Annotated in this window: 13 protein-coding genes; 6 read left to right on the top strand and 7 right to left on the bottom strand. The window is 55.6% G+C overall.

The genetic code is table 11. From position 1 onward, the window contains the following. Window positions 1-16: 16 nt before the first annotated feature. From ACIQAL_RS09050 to ACIQAL_RS09040, 3 genes are all read right to left on the bottom strand, one after another. Window positions 17-454 carry a hypothetical protein gene (locus ACIQAL_RS09050; protein ID WP_401144587.1) on the bottom strand — a complete coding sequence of 146 codons (438 nt, stop codon included), beginning with the start codon at window positions 452-454 and terminating at the stop codon, window positions 17-19. A 343-nt stretch (window positions 455-797) separates the two neighbouring features. Further along, window positions 798-1,910 carry a GTP 3',8-cyclase MoaA gene (gene moaA / locus ACIQAL_RS09045; protein WP_401144585.1) on the bottom strand — a complete coding sequence of 371 codons (1,113 nt, stop codon included), beginning with the start codon at window positions 1,908-1,910 and terminating at the stop codon, window positions 798-800. A gap of 134 nt (window positions 1,911-2,044) precedes the next feature. After that, entirely contained in the window at window positions 2,045-4,411 is a 2,367-nt protein-coding gene (locus ACIQAL_RS09040) for a molybdopterin-dependent oxidoreductase (protein ID WP_401144583.1), read from the bottom strand. A gap of 537 nt (window positions 4,412-4,948) precedes the next feature. Here ACIQAL_RS09040 and ACIQAL_RS09035 point away from each other — a divergent pair. Next, window positions 4,949-5,884, top strand: coding sequence for a cupin domain-containing protein (locus ACIQAL_RS09035; protein ID WP_401144581.1), 936 nt, complete (start codon window positions 4,949-4,951; stop codon window positions 5,882-5,884). Between the two features lie 13 nt (window positions 5,885-5,897). On the opposite strand, the gene ACIQAL_RS09030 is transcribed toward ACIQAL_RS09035, so the two are convergent. Beyond that, entirely contained in the window at window positions 5,898-6,200 is a 303-nt protein-coding gene (locus ACIQAL_RS09030; RefSeq protein WP_401144579.1) for a LysR family transcriptional regulator, read from the bottom strand. A 429-nt stretch (window positions 6,201-6,629) separates the two neighbouring features. Here ACIQAL_RS09030 and ACIQAL_RS09025 point away from each other — a divergent pair, with 429 nt between their 5' ends. Beyond that, window positions 6,630-7,547: a ketopantoate reductase family protein gene (locus ACIQAL_RS09025; RefSeq protein ID WP_401144577.1), complete on the top strand. Its 918-nt coding sequence runs from the start codon at window positions 6,630-6,632 to the stop codon at window positions 7,545-7,547. Window positions 7,548-7,608: 61 nt separating this feature from the next. Here the strand turns inward: ACIQAL_RS09025 and ACIQAL_RS09020 are convergent, their stop codons facing one another. Continuing rightward, a complete protein-coding gene (locus ACIQAL_RS09020) occupies window positions 7,609-8,982 on the bottom strand; it encodes a pyridoxal phosphate-dependent decarboxylase family protein (protein ID WP_401144575.1) in 1,374 nt (457 codons plus the stop codon). A 53-nt stretch (window positions 8,983-9,035) separates the two neighbouring features. Next, complete coding sequence (locus ACIQAL_RS09015; protein ID WP_401144573.1) at window positions 9,036-9,590, bottom strand: TetR/AcrR family transcriptional regulator; 555 nt, start codon at window positions 9,588-9,590, stop codon at window positions 9,036-9,038. A gap of 175 nt (window positions 9,591-9,765) precedes the next feature. Here ACIQAL_RS09015 and ACIQAL_RS09010 point away from each other — a divergent pair, with 175 nt between their 5' ends. Further along, entirely contained in the window at window positions 9,766-10,629 is an 864-nt protein-coding gene (locus ACIQAL_RS09010; RefSeq protein ID WP_401144571.1) for an NmrA family NAD(P)-binding protein, read from the top strand. 130 nt (window positions 10,630-10,759) lie between these two features. Here the strand turns inward: ACIQAL_RS09010 and ACIQAL_RS09005 are convergent, their stop codons facing one another. Continuing rightward, window positions 10,760-11,272 (bottom strand): cupin domain-containing protein, encoded by a 513-nt coding sequence (locus ACIQAL_RS09005; protein WP_401145291.1) that lies wholly within the window; start codon window positions 11,270-11,272, stop codon window positions 10,760-10,762. 919 nt (window positions 11,273-12,191) lie between these two features. Here ACIQAL_RS09005 and ACIQAL_RS09000 point away from each other — a divergent pair. The 3 genes from ACIQAL_RS09000 to ACIQAL_RS08990 form a co-directional block, all read left to right on the top strand. Continuing rightward, window positions 12,192-13,421, top strand: a complete 1,230-nt coding sequence (locus tag ACIQAL_RS09000; protein WP_401144569.1) for an efflux RND transporter periplasmic adaptor subunit — start codon at window positions 12,192-12,194, stop codon at window positions 13,419-13,421. Between the two features lie 6 nt (window positions 13,422-13,427). Continuing rightward, window positions 13,428-16,613 carry an efflux RND transporter permease subunit gene (locus ACIQAL_RS08995; protein ID WP_401144567.1) on the top strand — a complete coding sequence of 1,062 codons (3,186 nt, stop codon included), beginning with the start codon at window positions 13,428-13,430 and terminating at the stop codon, window positions 16,611-16,613. A 1-nt stretch (window position 16,614) separates the two neighbouring features. After that, window positions 16,615-17,120: TolC family protein (locus tag ACIQAL_RS08990; RefSeq protein WP_401144565.1), on the top strand; the 506-nt coding region annotated here is incomplete at its 3' end.

Raw genomic sequence — 17,120 nt, 5'->3', positions numbered from 1 at the left:
AAAGATCACCCGGAAGTCAGCGGGCAGGTTGATCCAGCAGTAGCGCCAGCGGCGATAGCGGACCCACGGGGATAAATTCAAAGGTCATTAGGCCGGCTCTGTCCAACGGCATCTTGGCAAACATGTCCCGAGCCTCGGCGACATCTGTAACGTTCAAGACGAAAACCACTCCGCTTTTGTCCGTGCGCACGTTCCATTGCTCAATCTTGCCGGCGAGACTGAGCTTGACGGTCTCGCGAACCTCCTCGGGGAGCACGGCGCTGACAGCTTCGGGCGTTGCTGTGGTCGTGAGCGATCCAATCGCGATGATCTTAGTGGTGGGTACCTTTGGCAGCTGCTGTGCGGCAGACGCCAGACTCGGAGTCATATATCCCCCTGCAACGATAGCCCCTATCAATACGGACTGCTGGAGACGCTGAAACAACGCGTTGGTGAGTTTGCCTTTGCCATTCATGTTGTGACTTCCACTCAAGTAGTTGGGTTTTTCGGTCAGTCAAGCGCTGTTTTCGCAGACGTCGGCTACCGCACTCCGCGCCGATTTGAGCTTTCGCTCTGGAGCAGAGGGAGGGGCAGCTCTAAGGCACGCCCCTTCGCTAAACAACCCACAACCACAACACCCGCTGGGACGATTCCTTGTCGACCTAGGCGACAAGGGCAATGAACTACGAACTCAGAAATAGAGAACGCATAACATTATGATCATCATTAAAAACACTTTCCATCGCCACGTGTGACAACTACGGTAGTGATCGCGCCACCGCTGGCCGCTGCGGTCTACCGAGCTAGCCACCAGGCGCTCATCCGCCGACATATGACATCTCAATACGGCCCGAAGCCCTTCCCGTGTGAGGACGCACCTCGCTTCTGCGCAATTCGGAGTAGCGGTTGGATCGTCCACGCCAGATGCTAGCGATCTCCCCGGAGATCACCTGATCCGACATGCCGCCATGGATCAGCGCGCGTAAATCATGGCCAGCAGACGCAAAGAGACAGAGGTAGAGTTTTCCGTCAGCTGACAAACGAGCCCGGGTACATGAACCGCAAAAAGCGCCGGTTACGCTGGCGATGAAACCAACCTCTCCACTACCGTCTGCGTATGCCCAGCGTTGGGCAGTTTCACCCTCAACAGTTGGCTCAAGTGGCCGTAGGGGAAACTCATGATTGATCTGGGAAATGATCTGCTCAGACGGCATGACTTCACCCATGTTCCAGCCGTTAGACGTCCCCACATCCATGTACTCGATAAAGCGCAGAATGATGCCGCTTGATCTGAAGTACCGGGCCATCGGCAGAACTTCCTGCTCGTTGGTGCCACGCTTTACTACCATGTTGATCTTGAGGGGGGTCAGACCTACCGCCTGGGCTTGTTCGATTCCATCCAGCACGCTTGCGAGCGGATAGCCCACGTCATTCATCCGTTGAAAAAGCAGGTCGTCCAGCGCATCGAGGCTGACCGTCACCCTTGATAATCCAGCGTCACGTAGCCCCTTTGCTTTACGTGCGAGAAGAGAGCCGTTGGTGGTCAATGTGAGGTCCAATGGGTTGCCGGACAGCGTCCGAATAGAGGCCAGTCGTTCGATCAAAGACTCGATGTTCTTTCGAATCAGAGGCTCGCCACCGGTCAGCCGAATTTTTTCAACGCCCTGACTCACAAAGAGCCGGGCGAGGCGCTCGATCTCTTCAAACGAAAGCAACGCGCCACTGGGAAGGTATGCATGATCTCGGCTAAAAACCTCACGCGGCATGCAGTACACGCAGCGAAAGTTGCACCGGTCTGTCAGCGATATCCGCAGGTCGCGTAAAGGGCGTCCACGCTGGTCCAAAATGGAAAGGCCAGAGGTTTGGTCATAATTCATGTGGGAGACCGCCATCAAATCAATGAGCGGGATAGTGTCTAAGGCGTTCAGCATTCAGGTATCTGCCGTCAGGGCCAGGGATGGCCTCCAGGTCATCCAGAGCGTGCACACCGAATACGCCGGAAAGCAGCGCGGTATCCCTTACCGCGCTGAAAGCCTCCACCGTGCCGTGCGGAAATCACTCGATGTCAGCGATCACTGACTAAACGAGGGCCAGAGGATGAGCCCTTCTGAATGATCTCCGGGGGGGTAAACACACTCAGAGGTGGCAGCGGCCCATCGTATTTCTCGATACCCACAAGGCAACTGTTTGCCGAAGGCCCCTGAGCCAGGCTCGATGTGCCGATGTCATTGGTTACCGCATTAGGGTTACCGTGGATCTCAAGGCTGAGCGGATCTGAAACATCCAGGATGTCGTACCACGCACCGGTGGCAATCTGAATGACACCTGGTCTTAAATCATCCGACAGGATCGCGCCGGCCAGAAAAGAACCGCGGTCGTTGAAGACCCGAACGATATCGCCGTGCTGGATGCCCTTAGCACGCGCATCAGTGGTATTCATCCGCAGGGGTTCGCGGTCTTTGATCTTCGACTCTTGACTGGTCACGCCGTGGTCAAACTGACTATGCAGCCGAGTTGCAGGTTGGTTCGACAGTAAATGGAATGGGTAGGTTGTCGCGAGCGGACTGCCCAGCCACTCGCTCTTTTCATACCACGCAGGATGCCCTACGCAATCCGCATAACCGAAATCTGCAATGGTTTGCGAAAAGATCTCGATCTTTCCTGAGGGAGTATTCAGTGGGTGTTTGTCTGGGTCAGCCCTGAAGCGCTCCAGTACCTGATCGCTGTCCTTCAATAACGGCTTAAGATCGATCGGAGGCCCCTCGCGGAACTCTTCGAAACTAGGAAGAGTGACACCAGCACCGGCCGCGTTCTTCTGAGTGACGTCATAAAGGTGTTTCACCCATTGGCTCGCATCCCGTCCCTCGGTGAACTGGTCGAAGAAACCAAGGCGCTGAGCGAGTCCCGAGAAAATCGAGTAATCATCACGCGCACCCAGAAATGGGCTGAGAGACTGGCGCATTGGGGTCAGCCAGTTGTCCATGCTCCCGCCCGCAAAGTCATCACGCTCCAACGGGGAAGTGCTTGGAAAAACGATGTCGGCAAACCGTGCGGTCGTTGTCCAGTTGATCTCATGGGTAATGATCGTTTTAGGGTGACTCCAGGCACGCCTGAAGCGGTTGATGTCTTGGTGATGGTGAAACGGATTGCCACCGACCCAATAAACCAGCTCGATATCTGGATAGGTCAGGTTTTTGCCGTTATAGGTAAATGCCCCGCCGGGTGACTCCAACATGTCCGTCACTCGCGCCAGCGGAATGAAATCGGACACTGCATTTTTGCCCTGTGGCAGGGAGCCTACGGAGAAAGGCATCATGCGCCTTTGCATCGTGCTCATCTTCCCGACGCCGGCGCCCATGAGCAATCCACCGCCCGGCAAGCCGATGTAGCCCAGCGCCGAAGCGAGAGCGATACCGGCCCAATAGGTCTGCTCGCCGTGCTCTGCACGTTGAATGGAAAATGACAGACCGATCATGCAACGGTCAGCGGCCATGAGCCTGGCCAGCCGCACAATGTCTCCCGCAGGTATTTCGGAATTCCGCTCGGCCCATGCAGCATCTTTGGGGATGCCGTCAGTTTTACCCATGACATAATCGGAAAACACATCGAAACCGACGCAGTAACGGCTCACGAAATCCTTATCGTAGATATCATCGTCGATAAGGGTGTGGACCATCGCTAGCATGATAGCCACGTCGCTGTTAGGACGTGATGGAAGCCACTGCGCCCGTACCTTGGGATGGATGTCATCACGAATTGGGCTGATGTTGATGACATCGATACCAGCATCCGCAATGGCGCCAAAATGAGCTGACGCGTCATGGGCGCCAGTGCCTCCAGGATTGACCTGCATGTTGCGGGTCGCTGCGCCTCCGAAGTAGACGATCCTTTTGCAGTGTTTGGCGACCTCCTGAGTAGTCGAAACCTCCATGCCCGCCTGGAACGCGTTGATACCGAATATGTGTGGGATAAGCACTTCAGCCGCGGCGTAGGAATAGGTGTCCACCGAATCCGTATAGCCGCCGAACCCTCGCAGGAATCTATGCACCTGGCTCTGGGCATGGTGGAAGCGACCCGCACTGGCCCACCCGTACGAACCACCGTAAATAGAGCGGTTCCCTTTGCTGTCGCGGGCTTCGGTCAACGCCTCTGCTGCGATGTCCAGCGCCTCCTCCCAGCTAACGGCTATGAACGGCTCTTTACCTCGTTGGGTGGTATCACTATTACGACGATTTTCGTAGTAACCCTTCCGGATCATTGGCTGTGAAACCCGACAGCTATGATCTTGGGTTGAGGACAGTGATCGTCCGAGCGCGGACGGCTCGGCATCCTCCGGTACCGGAGAGATCGTGATATTGCCATCAGCTGCTTGGTGAGCGTAGTAATTGCCCCAGTGCGTAGCCGTAAGTAGTGGAGTTGTGGCGTTTTTCATCTATCGCTCCCGTTAAGCTGAATAGCTTTATCTTAGTGGTGGTAAACAGCTCCTTTTTTTAGACGCAAACGACCGCGATCGAACGGGACGGATACGATCGACGGTTGGCCCAATCATTGGGCCCAGTAGGTCAGCAGAGAAATGAGTGGATAGTCAGAATCCGCGTGCGGTTACGCCTATAGTGATAAAAAGAATGTCCCAGCAGCGACCACTCAATCATCGCTGTCCTTTTTCTAAAGCTGCCTCGATGACGACCGCTCTTGATGGCGGTCGATCACGCTACAGCTATGAGAAGAGTCAACAACCCTTCCCCCATTGGGTCTCCAATGGCGGTGCACACCAGGTGGAGACGACGAACCATGCCGCTTCATATTAGACAGCTGGACAGTCACCCGCCTTGGATGCAGGCCACATGTGCGCTACACATCCAGCACGAAGCGGGCTAATGTCTTGAGTCAGAGCGTAGGACTCAGGGTCAAGACAGGCAACGTCAAATGCTCCAACTAAAATGACAAATCGTCTTTATTTGGGAAGCCTATGAACAACGCCGACCATTGGCTCAAATATCTGAACGCGGAAGGTTTCGTCATCGCTCAGTCGAAGGTTAAAGGTGACTGGGGCATTGAAATGGAACAGCGTGAAGGCACGTATTTTCATTTTTTGGCGCAGGGAACGGCGTATTTTTCTCTTGATGGCGGGCCGCAAATCAGGCTTGAGCCCGGTGACGTTGTGGTGCTTCCACAGGGAGCGACTCATCAGATGCGTAGTTCGCCCCAGAGTAAGGTTGCGTCGCTCGGCGAGTTCGTGAAAAACATACAGACGCTCTACAGCAAGGAATCTGACGCAACCATCGTAGTGTGCGGTTCTTTCGGTGTTGACCGGTATATGGTGATGCCGGCGATAAAATCTTTACCGCCCTCCATCCACCTACGAGCCGAATCGAGTGGCGTGACGACGCCGACCTCCGAGCTGCTAAAGCAACTCCAAAGTGAAGTGGAGAATGCCAGGATCGGTAGCAAGTTGGTGGTGAGGAATCTTCTCTCAAACCTTTTCATCTACATCCTCAGGCAGTGGTCCGAGTCCGAAAAAGCTCACGTAGGCTCCTGGTTTTTTGCTATGCAGAATCGCCACATTGCGAAGGCACTCGCATGCATTCATCAGAATCCGGAAATTGACTGGAGTCTCGATAGTCTAGCGAGCGAAGCCGGCCTTTCACGCTCGTTATTTGCCGAACAATTCCGTGAGTCTGTTGGCGAAACGCCCTACAGCTACCTGACGCGTTGGCGCCTTGGAATAGCTGCTCAGCTTCTTGCCCAAACCGATCTGAGCATCGAGGAAATTGCGCAAAAAACCGGGTATCGATCCGAGTATTCGTTCAATCGAGCATTCAAAAAAGCCAGAGGTCGAACGCCGACCAAAGAGCGTGAGCGCCGGCAATCACCCGAGAATGGACCGCCTATCGCGATTGTATAAGGAAGCTGATCTCTCACACGGTTTTGGCGCGGGACTTCAGCGCGGCAAATCCGTCAATGACCGAACCCAGAGCGCTCATGGCCGGGAGCAAAGCATCGGCGATCGCGACTGCTTTCGCGGTAGGTCGCACTCCTCTCCCTTCTCTTACGAACAGCCGATCGTCAAAGCAATTGCGCAAACGGACCAGCGAGGCACTGACGGCTGGTTGTCCTACACTTAGGTGCTCGGCGGCGCGAGAAACATTCAGCTCGCGGAAGACAACCATGAAAACCACCAGGAGGTTCATATCTACCTTCATCAGGTTTTTCTCGTACATGTGCATCGCTTTTTCTCGTCTCCACCTTTTTTAATCCTGAGCCGTCTCGGTAACTGAGACGGTGGTTTACGGCTAACCGCATCCCAAAATCAGCCATGAAGGTTCGGCGACGAGCGCCGTGCTCATCACCCTTCTTAGGATGCTCAGGCCGTGATTGCCTGGATACATTCTCCCCAACGGCTCTAGAAATCACGAATTGAATGCCTTGAATGCGGGTATCATCATTAATGATGACCATCATGCTTGATCGGTGTCAATCGCAACGCGATCCTACCTCCCGACTGCCCTTGTATCTAATAGTCATACCCCTACGAATCGGGGCTTAGGAACGCTTGACTGGTCTGAAAACACTCCAGTAGATTCGATTGCTGGCATATGCCAATAATTGGCTATTTGAGCTATTTATCGCTTAACCTGGAGCATCACTTTATGAGAATTCTGATCGTGGGAGCCGGCGCTACCGGCGGCATAATCGGGGCACACCTGATTAACGCTGGCCGCGACGTGACCTTTTTGGTCCGGGAGCAAAGAGCTGCTCAACTGGCGCGAGATGGACTTCAGGTCTTGAGTGCAAACGGCAACATTGAGCTGGCACCCCAGACTGTCATCGCCTCATCGATACAAAGCTCGTATGACATCGTTTTGCTCGCTGTTAAGGCGTATGCCGTTGAAGGAGCTTTGGAAGACATGGCGCCCGCGGTAGGACCTGAAACCGTGATCCTTCCGTTGCTCAACGGCATGCTCCACGTGGATCTCATTGCCGATCGTTTTGGAAAAGACCGTTTGCTGGGTTGCGCCTGCAAGGTGGCGACAAGCCTGGATGAAAAAGGGAGGATCGTGCAGCAAGGTGCATTCTTTGACCTCGCTTATGGAGAGCTGAATGGAAGCTCTTCGGCCAGACTTGACCGGGTAGATGCATTCTTCCGAGACGCACAATTCACGACGCGGATATCTCCAAGAATTCTTCGAGATATGTGGGAGAAATGGGTTCTGCTTTCGTCCATGGGAAGCATTAACTGTCTGATGAGGGGGAGTATCGGCGAGGTGGCCGCAGCGAAAGGCGGCATCGAGTTCGCAAACACTGTCATCGACGAGGTAGTGTCAGTGGTAAAGGCAACCGGCGTCGCACCTAGTGACGAATTTCTAGTCGAGGCCCGCCGCCTGCTCACACTGCGGGACTCTCAGCAGACGTCGTCCATGTATCGCGATCTGGTAGCAGGACGCCCAATCGAAGCAGACCAGATTGTGGGCGACATGCTCACGAGAGCCACGCGCGCTGGCATCAAGACACCGTGCCTGGCAATGGCTTACGCAAACTTGCAGGTCTACCAGAGCCAACAGCTGTAATACGCACCGAAAGCATCACCAAAGGCAGCACACTATCTCGTACATGTGCTGCCTCTTACTTTTAGCCCAGCTCACGAAGTCGGAATGAATGGCGGGCAGCAATCAAAACACTCGCCAGGCGAGCGACGTCATCATCGCTGGTCCGCCAGGACGAAAGGCTCAATCTAAATGCTGCTTTTCCGCCCCAGGATGACATGCCAAACCAAACCTCACCCGAGTTGTGCGCCCAGGCTTGAACCGCTTGAGTCTCAGCATCGGTCTCGCCTCTAACGAGCACTTGATTCAAAACAACTCGGTTTATGACTTCAAAACCCTCCGCTCTCAGCGTTTCGGCAAGCCGGCTGGCTTGGGAGCAGTGCTGCTCGACCATTTCCGCTACGCCCTTGCGACCAAGCGTTCTCAATGCCGCCCAAACCGGAACTCCGCGCGCACGGCGAGAAAAGTCGAGCGTGAGATTCTTTTGGGCATTTATGCTGCCTGAAGCATAAACGGCGTCGCTGTTAAGGGTCTCCGCCAAACTGGTTGCATCCCTGCAAATCGCCATCGCGCAATCGTAGGGTGTGTTCAACCACTTGTGCCCATCCACCGTCCAGCTGTCTGCGTCTTCGCAGCCAGCGGTGTAGTGACGAAGCTTCTCCGACACGCGAGCCCACAACCCAAACGCACCGTCAATGTGTACCCAAGCCCCAGCTGCACGTGCTTTAGGAATGATTTCACTGAAAGGATCAAATTCCCCCGTGTTCACCTCACCGGCCTGCAAACACAGGATCGTACGTTCATCCAGCAAAGGCATGCGCGCTGGATCAATTCTTCCAAATTCATCCACGGGGGCCACAAGCAAACGAGAGGCGCCGAATCCCAGGACCCTCAAGGCCTTCAAGATGGTGATATGGCTTTTCTCTGATATCACCACACGAATTTCTGGAGCGCCAAAGACGCCATTCTCATCGGGATTCCACCCGGCCCGGATCAGTAAAGCGCGACGTGCAGCAGTGAGACATGTGAGGCTGCAAACACTTGCCGAGGTACCAAATCCGACAGCGCTTTCTCGGGGCAGATCCAGAATGTCGAGAATCCATTTTCCGGCGACCTCTTCGATAGCCGCGCTTGCTGGGGCGGTCATACTGGTACCGGCGCCATTGTCCCACGCGAGCATCAAGCGCTCTGCGGCCGCGGCGACAGGCAACGCGGCACCCACCACAAAACCAAAGTACCTTGGGCCGTTGGTAGCAACGGTTGCGGGTGACCCGACCTCATCGAGCAAGGCGATAGTCGTTGACTCAGAAGTACCATGTTCAGGCAGCGACTCGTCAAACGCAGATAAAGCGTCCAGAGCCGATTGGGCCGGAAACACTCGCCGCGAATCGATGCCAGCAATGTAGATTTGAGCCCGCGCATCAGCGTCTAGGACTAATTCTGCTTCATTGTTTTTCATGACCAGTCACCTGTGAAAAATTCACCCCTTTGCCAACGCAGAGGGGCCGGTTATCAGTTCAGCGCCCGGCGCATCTCGTGCAAGATCTCGCCTGACAATTCTCCATCGTCGACGGCCCTGGCTAGGATGATTGCCCCCACCATCCCAGAAAGGGTTCGTATCGCGCTGGCTCGGCTGACGTCCGAACTCAGCGTTCTATTTGCCGCCATCAGTCCTTCCAGAACGCCCTCTATGTGGCGAGTGAACACAGGCTGAATGGACGGTTCATGCGCTGCATCCGACCCCAGAGCAGCGATCATGCATCCGGTGCCTACCGCATCTCGGTGCCATTCACTTACATAGTCAAGGATGTGTGAAACCATGGACTCTGTACCCTCCCCGACCTCCGCCATCTTCTTCAACGACTTCGCAGAGGCATCGTGAAGGCACTCGTTTATCAGAGCCTCCTTCGAATCAAAGTGGTGGTAGAAAGCCCCTTGGGTCAGGCCACTCGCTTTCATGATCTGGCCGACGCTGACGCTTCCAAAACCATGTTCGCGAAACAGGACGGAGGCCACTTCAAGAATTCGGCGGTGCCTCTCAGCGGTCTCCTCTGCTGGGTAACGCATAAAAATCTTCTCCAAATGGATCAAGGGGGGTTGACACCAAGCAGTACGGTCATCATGCTTGGCCCATCGAAACATGATGACCGTACTGCTTTAACGAATCATAACATGACAACCGTAATGCTTCACCTGGTTTGCTAACGCCCTACAACCTTTGTCTATTACCTTGGAGAAGATGATGAAAACCTATCTGGTTACTGGCGCCACTGGCGCGACGGGTGCACCGGCTGTCCAACAACTGCTGGAAAAAGGCCACCGTGTAAATGCGTTTGTGCATCGTGAAGACGAGCGCTCGCAAAAGCTGAAGGACCTGGGTGCGACCATTTTCGTCGGCGACGCACTGAAGCTCAAAGAGCTGCGCCCCGCCATGAAAGGCGTTGACGGTGCCTATTTCTGCTACCCGTTGACCAATGGCCTGGTGGAAGCAGCGGCGATCTTTGCCCAGGCGGCGAAGGAAGAAAACGTCAAGATCGTCGTCAACATGTCGCATAAGCAGTCGCGCCCTGATGCTCGCAGCCAAGCGACCCTGAATCATTGGCTGTCCGAGCAGGTGTTCAACTGGTCTGGCGTACCGACCACTCACCTGCGAGTGACGTTCTTTGCTCAGTGGATGCTGTACACCGCTGCTCTGATTCGCGAGGGCCGTTATCTGACCCCTTTCGACGCCGACAGCCGTTTTGCACCTATCGCCGCGTCTGATATCTCCAAGATCATCGTTGGCATCCTGATCAACCCAGAAGCTCATGCGAACAAGGTCTATCCAATACACGGCCCGATCGAGTACAGCCATCAGGAACTCGCTGACGTGCTCGCCAAAACCTTGGGCAAAGAAGTTCGATTTGAACAAGTCTCCCCAGACGAATTTGTGAAAACCCTCGGCTGGGACGGCGATCCTTCTTACGCTGCGCACTTCACCGCAGTGAAGGTCGATCAGCAGGAGAAGCGCCTGGAAGGCCTGGACACTACTGGTGCTGAAATCATCGGCGGCCCACTGCAAACGCCTGCTGAATTCATCGAGGAGCACCGTCACCTGCTGGCTTAATCCAGCTGACTCGCGCCTTGGTAAGATCTACAGGTCTTCCAAGGCGTTTTTGTCTTGATTACTTCAATCGTGCTCTTAGATCCTGCAACGAGCGCGATATGAACGTAACCGGCTAGATTTAGATCACTCATCACTCTCCATCCCAGTAGTCGACAGCATCCCGCTCCCTTGCAACTATTGAGAATCTTGAAAGCCCCTCCGCCGCATTCGCACTGTCCATAACCATATATTTGTTCGAATCAGGATACTCGCAGATATCGGGTGACTCCTGTGTACTAATGGCTAAATAACGAAGCTCATCGCTACTGGTATTAATGATTTGATGCGCGGTGTCCGGACCACCCGGCGGACATGCAATGACATCGCCAGCAATCACAGGGAAGCGCTCTGCGCCTATCCGGATCTCGCCCGTCCCGTGCAGGATATAAAACATTTCTTCGTTGACCCGGTGACTATGAAACGGGCTTGAACGCATCCCAGGCTCAAGAGCGATCAGCCGTGAGCCTAGCTTGCGCGAGCCCAGCATCCTTCCGACACGAGCATGTTTTTGACGGTATTTCGATGCTGACTCGCCTGAAGGAATAAACGGCTCCAGCAGGGGAACAAGCTCGATTTTATTCAGATTTAGTATTGCAGGGCGCATAGTTTCATCACTCATGCCTAATGGCTTACCGGCGATCAGTATCGCGTTTCTTGCCTGACATGTTAGACGAGCCCACCGAGCAATCACGGAACCGAGAAATAAAGACTATTTGTAATTTTTTTTGGATTTTTTGCAGTTGCGCTATCTGTCACTGAGCAGCAGATTAAAAGGTTAATCCGAACTGTATTTGGTAGCCTACCGATCAGTTCCATGAGCAGATCAACAGCTGCTACAGTGATCCCAACGCGTCGCCCCTTTTCTTCAGCAGCCTGTCCAGACAGGCTCACCTGCAATGACTGCCGACCCCGGGGGAGATTTTGTATGCCGAACAAAAATGCGCCTTCATCGCTGGAAGTATGGAATCACCGCTGGAAAATTTGCGGGCAACGAGTGGTATGTCGTTCTTGCGGTGCCAAGCAATGTCCCGACATTGACGGTGAGCCCTTCCCCCATTTCGAGACTTGCCCAGCTCTCGATCAGGCCGCTCATTTTCCTTGGGCTGATCTTAACCAAATCCTACGCGCAGATTTGGCACCAGTCCGACGCAAGCTTCACTAAACAGGCCGTTTCTCATCGTCCTCCCTCATAGCGCTGATCTTCTCTCCTTCTGAGCCTTCAATCTCAGCGATTCCATGACGCGGGCGCTCATCAAGCTTGCGGGCGGCAGTCCCTAACCGCACTTAGACGGCCCAAGACCGCACCATAGAATTACAAACATCATTTTCATTGATTATCCAAATCGTGCGATCGAAATTGCTTACCAAACATGATGATCATAATGTTATATCCAGAACGCGCAATCCCCCCGGGAGCGTCTATTTCCTAGCTTGCCGCCGTTCAAGAACTGCCCGAAAACAGATCATGAGCGCCTATAGCCAGCCTTTAGCTAGCCAATTAATCCGACTTCTGAAGAGAACCTATGAAAACTGTTCATCACCTCAATACCCGCATCCGCCCTCTCGCCGGTGCCGTGGCGATGGCAATGGCTGGCCTGCTGGCCCTGAACCTGTCTGGCTGCGATGACGCCAGTGGAAAAGCCGCTGATTCAGCGGTTGCCGCTGGCGCTGTGGTGTCCGCCGCGACCGTTGTGCAGAAAGCCGTTGTCGAAACTCAAGAGTTTTCCGGCCGCATGGAGGCCATTGAGCGCGTCGACATTCGTGCCCGGGTCCCTGGTTTCATCACCAGCGTCAACATCACGCCCGGTGCCATCGTCAAGAAAGGTGAGGTGCTCTTCGTCATCGATCCCCGCCCTTATCAAGCCGAAGCTGATCGTACTGAAGCCGCTGCGGCTGCCGCACGAGCAAAGGTCGAGCTAGCGCGTATCGAGCTGACCCGTTCCCAGAAGTTGATCGGCGAGAAAGCCATCGCACAACGTGAGCTGGACGAAAACCTGTCCAACTTCAAACAGCTGGAAGCCAGCGCCCGTGCTGCCGCAGCCGAGTCAGACAATGCCAAGCTCAACCTGAGCTATACCCGCGTGACCTCGCCCATCGATGGCCGAGTCGGTAAGGCCGATATCACGCTGGGCAACCTCGTGGATACCAGCGCCGTACTGACCAAGGTGGTCTCCGACGACAAGATCTACGCCTCCTTCGACGGTGACGAAGACACCTACCTGCGCGTCGGTGCCGCTCACCATGGCGGCAAGGATGTCAGCGTCAGGGTCGGCTTGGCCAACGAGCAAGGCTTCCCCCACGAGGGCAAACTCGAATTCGTCGACAACCAGCTCGACCCGCAAACCGGTGGCGTGCGCATGCGCGCCATCTTCACCAACGCCGACAAGACCCTGGCCCCAGGCCTGTTCGCCCGAGTGCAGTTGCTGGGTGGCACCAATGGCGGCAATGAAACCCAAGCCATCCTGATCAACGAACGCGCAATCAGCACTGATCAGGATCGCAAATTCGTCTTCGTAGTTGATGCTCAAGGCAAAGCCGAATATCGCCAGGTCACCCTCGGTAACACCGTCGATGGCCTTCGTGTCGTTCGCAGCGGTTTAAAAGCTGGCGAGCAAATTGTGGTTAACGGCTTGGTGCGGGTGATGCCAGGTGCACCACTGGCACCACACATGGTTTCGATGGATTTTAATCCTGATGAACCTGTTGCCCAGACCACTCCCGAAACCAAACCTGACGCAAAATCCAAGGGTTGATCGATCATGAAATTTTCGAAATTCTTCATCGACAAGCCCATCTTCGCGGCGGTGCTGTCGATCATCATTTTCGTGGCAGGGCTCATCGCGCTGTTTACGCTGCCTGTCGCTGAGTACCCGGACGTCGTTCCACCCGCGGTGCAGATCCGCGCCCAATACCCAGGCGCTGACGCGAGGGTTATTGCCGAAACGGTTGCCACCCCTCTGGAACAAGAGGTCAACGGCGTCGACAACATGCTGTACATGTCCTCGCAATCTACTGCCGACGGCAACCTGCTGCTGACGGTGACCTTCAAGATTGGCACCAAGGTTTCGCAAGCCGAAACGGACGTGGAGAACCGCGTGCAACGGGCCTTGCCACACCTGCCTGAAGAAGTTCGTCAGATCGGCGTCACTACCATCAAATCTTCGCCCAGCCTGACCATGGTGGTGCATCTGACCTCGCCGGACGGTCGTTACGATGACCAGTACCTGCGTAACTACGCCACGATCAACGTCAAGGACCAGCTCGACCGTATTGCCGGCATTGGCCAAGTGCAGTTGAACGGTTCAGGCGACTACGCCATGCGTATCTGGCTCGACCCGGTGAAAATCGCAGCGCGCAACATGACCACCATTGACGTCACCGACGCCATTCGTGAGCAGAACGTGCAAGTGGCCGGCGGCGCAATTGGTCAGTCCCCATCGAAAGGCAGCGACTTCCAGCTTTCCGTAAAAACCCAAGGTCGCCTGCAAACGCCTGAAGAGTTCGGCAACATCATCGTACGCACAGGTGCCGATGGTGCCCTGACCCGTCTGCGTGACGTCGCTCGCATCGAATTGGGTGCCAACGCTTACAACCTGCGTGCCCGTCTCAACAACCAACCGGCTGTGGCTCTGGTTATCTTCGAGGCGCCAAACGCCAACGCGCTGCAAATGGCCAGCGATATTCGCGACCGCATGGAGCAACTGAAGGCCGACTTCCCACCAGGAATGGAATACAACATCGTCTATGACACCACTCGCTTCGTGCAGGACTCAATCAATGCGGTGATTCACACGCTGCTGGAGGCCATCGCGCTGGTTGTGCTGGTCGTGATTATCTTCCTGCAAACTTGGCGTGCCTCGCTGATCCCGCTGCTCGCTGTTCCGGTCTCGGTGGTCGGTACCTTTGCCGTGATGCTCGGTTTCGGCTTCTCGATCAACACCCTGTCGCTGTTCGGCCTGGTGCTGGCCATCGGTATCGTCGTCGACGACGCCATCGTGGTGGTCGAAAACGTGGAGCGGAACATCGCCAGCGGCCTGTCGCCACGTGAAGCTACTATCCAGGCCATGAAGGAAGTAAGCGGCCCGATCATCGCCATCGCGCTGGTGCTCTGCGCCGTGTTCGTGCCGATCGCTTTCGTGCCTGGCCTGTCCGGTGAATTCTACAAGCAGTTCGCGCTGACCATTGCCATCTCCACCGTTATCTCGGCATTCAGCTCCCTGACCCTGGCGCCAGCGTTGTCGGCTGTCTTGCTCCAGGCCCATGACGCGCCAAAAGATGCACTGACCCGCGTCATCGACAAGCTCTTCGGTCGGTTCTTCCGGGCGTTCAATCGTTTCTTCGGGCGCTCGTCCGAGCGTTATGAAATGGGCGTCAAAGGCACCCTCAAACGAAAGTCCGGCTCCATCGCCATCTACCTGCTGCTGGCGGCCTGCGCCGGTCTGATGTTCAAGCTGGTTCCTGCGGGCTTCGTGCCGCTGCAAGATAAGGGCTACCTGATCGGTATCGCGCAACTGCCGACCGCTTCTTCGCTCGACCGTACCGACGCCATCATCCAGCGCATGGGTGCAATTGCGACCGCAACACCGGGCGTACGCCATGCAGTTCAGTTCCCGGGCCTTTCGGTCAACGACTTCACTGCATCATCCAGCGCCGGTATCCAGTTCAGCAACCTGCAAAGCTTCGATCAACGCGGTTCCAAGGACATGAGCGCGGGCGCAATTGCCGGAGAGTTGAACAAGCGCATGGCGTCGATCGAAGACTCATTCATCCTCGTCGTACCACCGGCTCCGGTGGATGGTCTGGGCACCCTCGGCGGCTTCAAGCTGATGGTCGAAGATCGCGGTAACGTCGGTTACGACGCACTGAACAAGGCAACCCAGGAACTCCAGGCCCGGGCTCGCAAAGCGCCTGAACTGGCGGGTGTTTTCACCGGCTTTCAGATCAACGTGCCGCAGATCTACGCCGACATCGATCGTGACAAGGCCAAGCAGTTGAACGTGCCTCTGCAAACGATCTACCAGACGCTGCAAGTCAACCTTGGTTCGGTGTACGTCAACGACTTCAACCGTTTCGGTCGTACCTACCAGGTGCGGGTGCAGGCCGATGAGCAGTTCCGCAACCACGTGGAAGACCTGAAAAAACTGAAGATCCGCAGCACCAATGGCGACATGATTCCCCTCGCCTCGTTGATGCGCGTTTCCAACACCTACGGTCCGGAACGCGTGCAACGCTACAACGCGTACGTATCGGCCGACCTCAACGGCAGCCCTGCTCCTGGCTATTCGTCCGGGCAGGCACAAGCGGCCATCGAACGTCTGGCGAAAGAAGTGCTGCCTAAAGGCATCACCTACGAGTTCACCGACCTTGCGTATCAGGACATCTTGGCCGGCAACACCATGTTCTATGTATTCCCGCTCTGTGTGCTGCTGGTGTTCCTGGTGCTCGCCGCGCAGTACGAAAGCTGGACCTTGCCACTGGCCGTGATTCTGATTGTTCCGATGTCGATCCTCTGTGCACTGCTGGGCGTGAAGCTGACCGGCGGCGACAACAACGTTTTCACCCAGATCGCGCTGTTCGTACTCGTGGGACTGGCATCCAAGAACGCGATCCTGATCGTCGAGTTCGCTCGCGAACTTGAGCACTACGGCCGCACAACGGTGCAAGCCGCGCTAGAGTCTTGCCGCCTGCGTCTGCGTCCGATCCTGATGACCTCGATCGCATTCATCATGGGCGTACTGCCTCTGGTGTTCTCGCACGGTCCTGGTTCGGAAATGCGTCATGCAATGGGTGTGGCCGTGTTCGGCGGAATGCTCGGCGTAACCTTCTTTGGACTGTTCCTGACACCTGTTTTCTACGTGCTGATGCGCTCGCTGGCCAAGTTCCTTAGCCGCAGCAAAACCACCACCCCGATGGTCGTTCCTCACGCTCTCGAAGAGACTCATTAATATGAACGCCAATATCTTCATCAAACGTACCGGTGCAGTTCTCATAGCGTTGGCACTGGCCGCCTGTTCAGCACCCGAGTTCAAACAGCCGGAAATCGATGTACCACACGCGTTCAAGGAAGCTTCGGATACGCCTGTGACCGCGCCAGATGGTACCCGGTGGCAGACCGCGAAAGCTGCTGAAGCGCAGCCGCGCGGTGAGTGGTGGCTGGCCTTCAATGATCCAGCCTTGACCGCCCTGATCAACGAAGCAGCGAAGAGCAACAACAACCTGGCCGAAGCGACTGCAAGGCTGAAGCAGGCGCGTGCCATCGCTGGTATCGCTGAAGCGGATCGGATGCCGCAGATCGGGCTCAGCGCTGGCGCGCAAAGAAACCGTGAGTCGCCCAACAGTCTGCCTGCCGGCAGTGCTGTAGGAGCCCACACGACCTATCAGGCCAGCCTGACGGCCAGCTATGAGGTTGACCTGTTCGGCCGAGTGTCGTCCAACGTCAACGCTGCCAACTC

It is taken from the genome of Pseudomonas sp. NPDC088368 (assembly GCF_044753445.1).
Taxonomy (GTDB): domain Bacteria; phylum Pseudomonadota; class Gammaproteobacteria; order Pseudomonadales; family Pseudomonadaceae; genus Aquipseudomonas; species Aquipseudomonas bambusae.
Note: the sequence above shows the minus strand (reverse complement) of the source record. Positions and strands in the feature narration are given on the sequence as shown.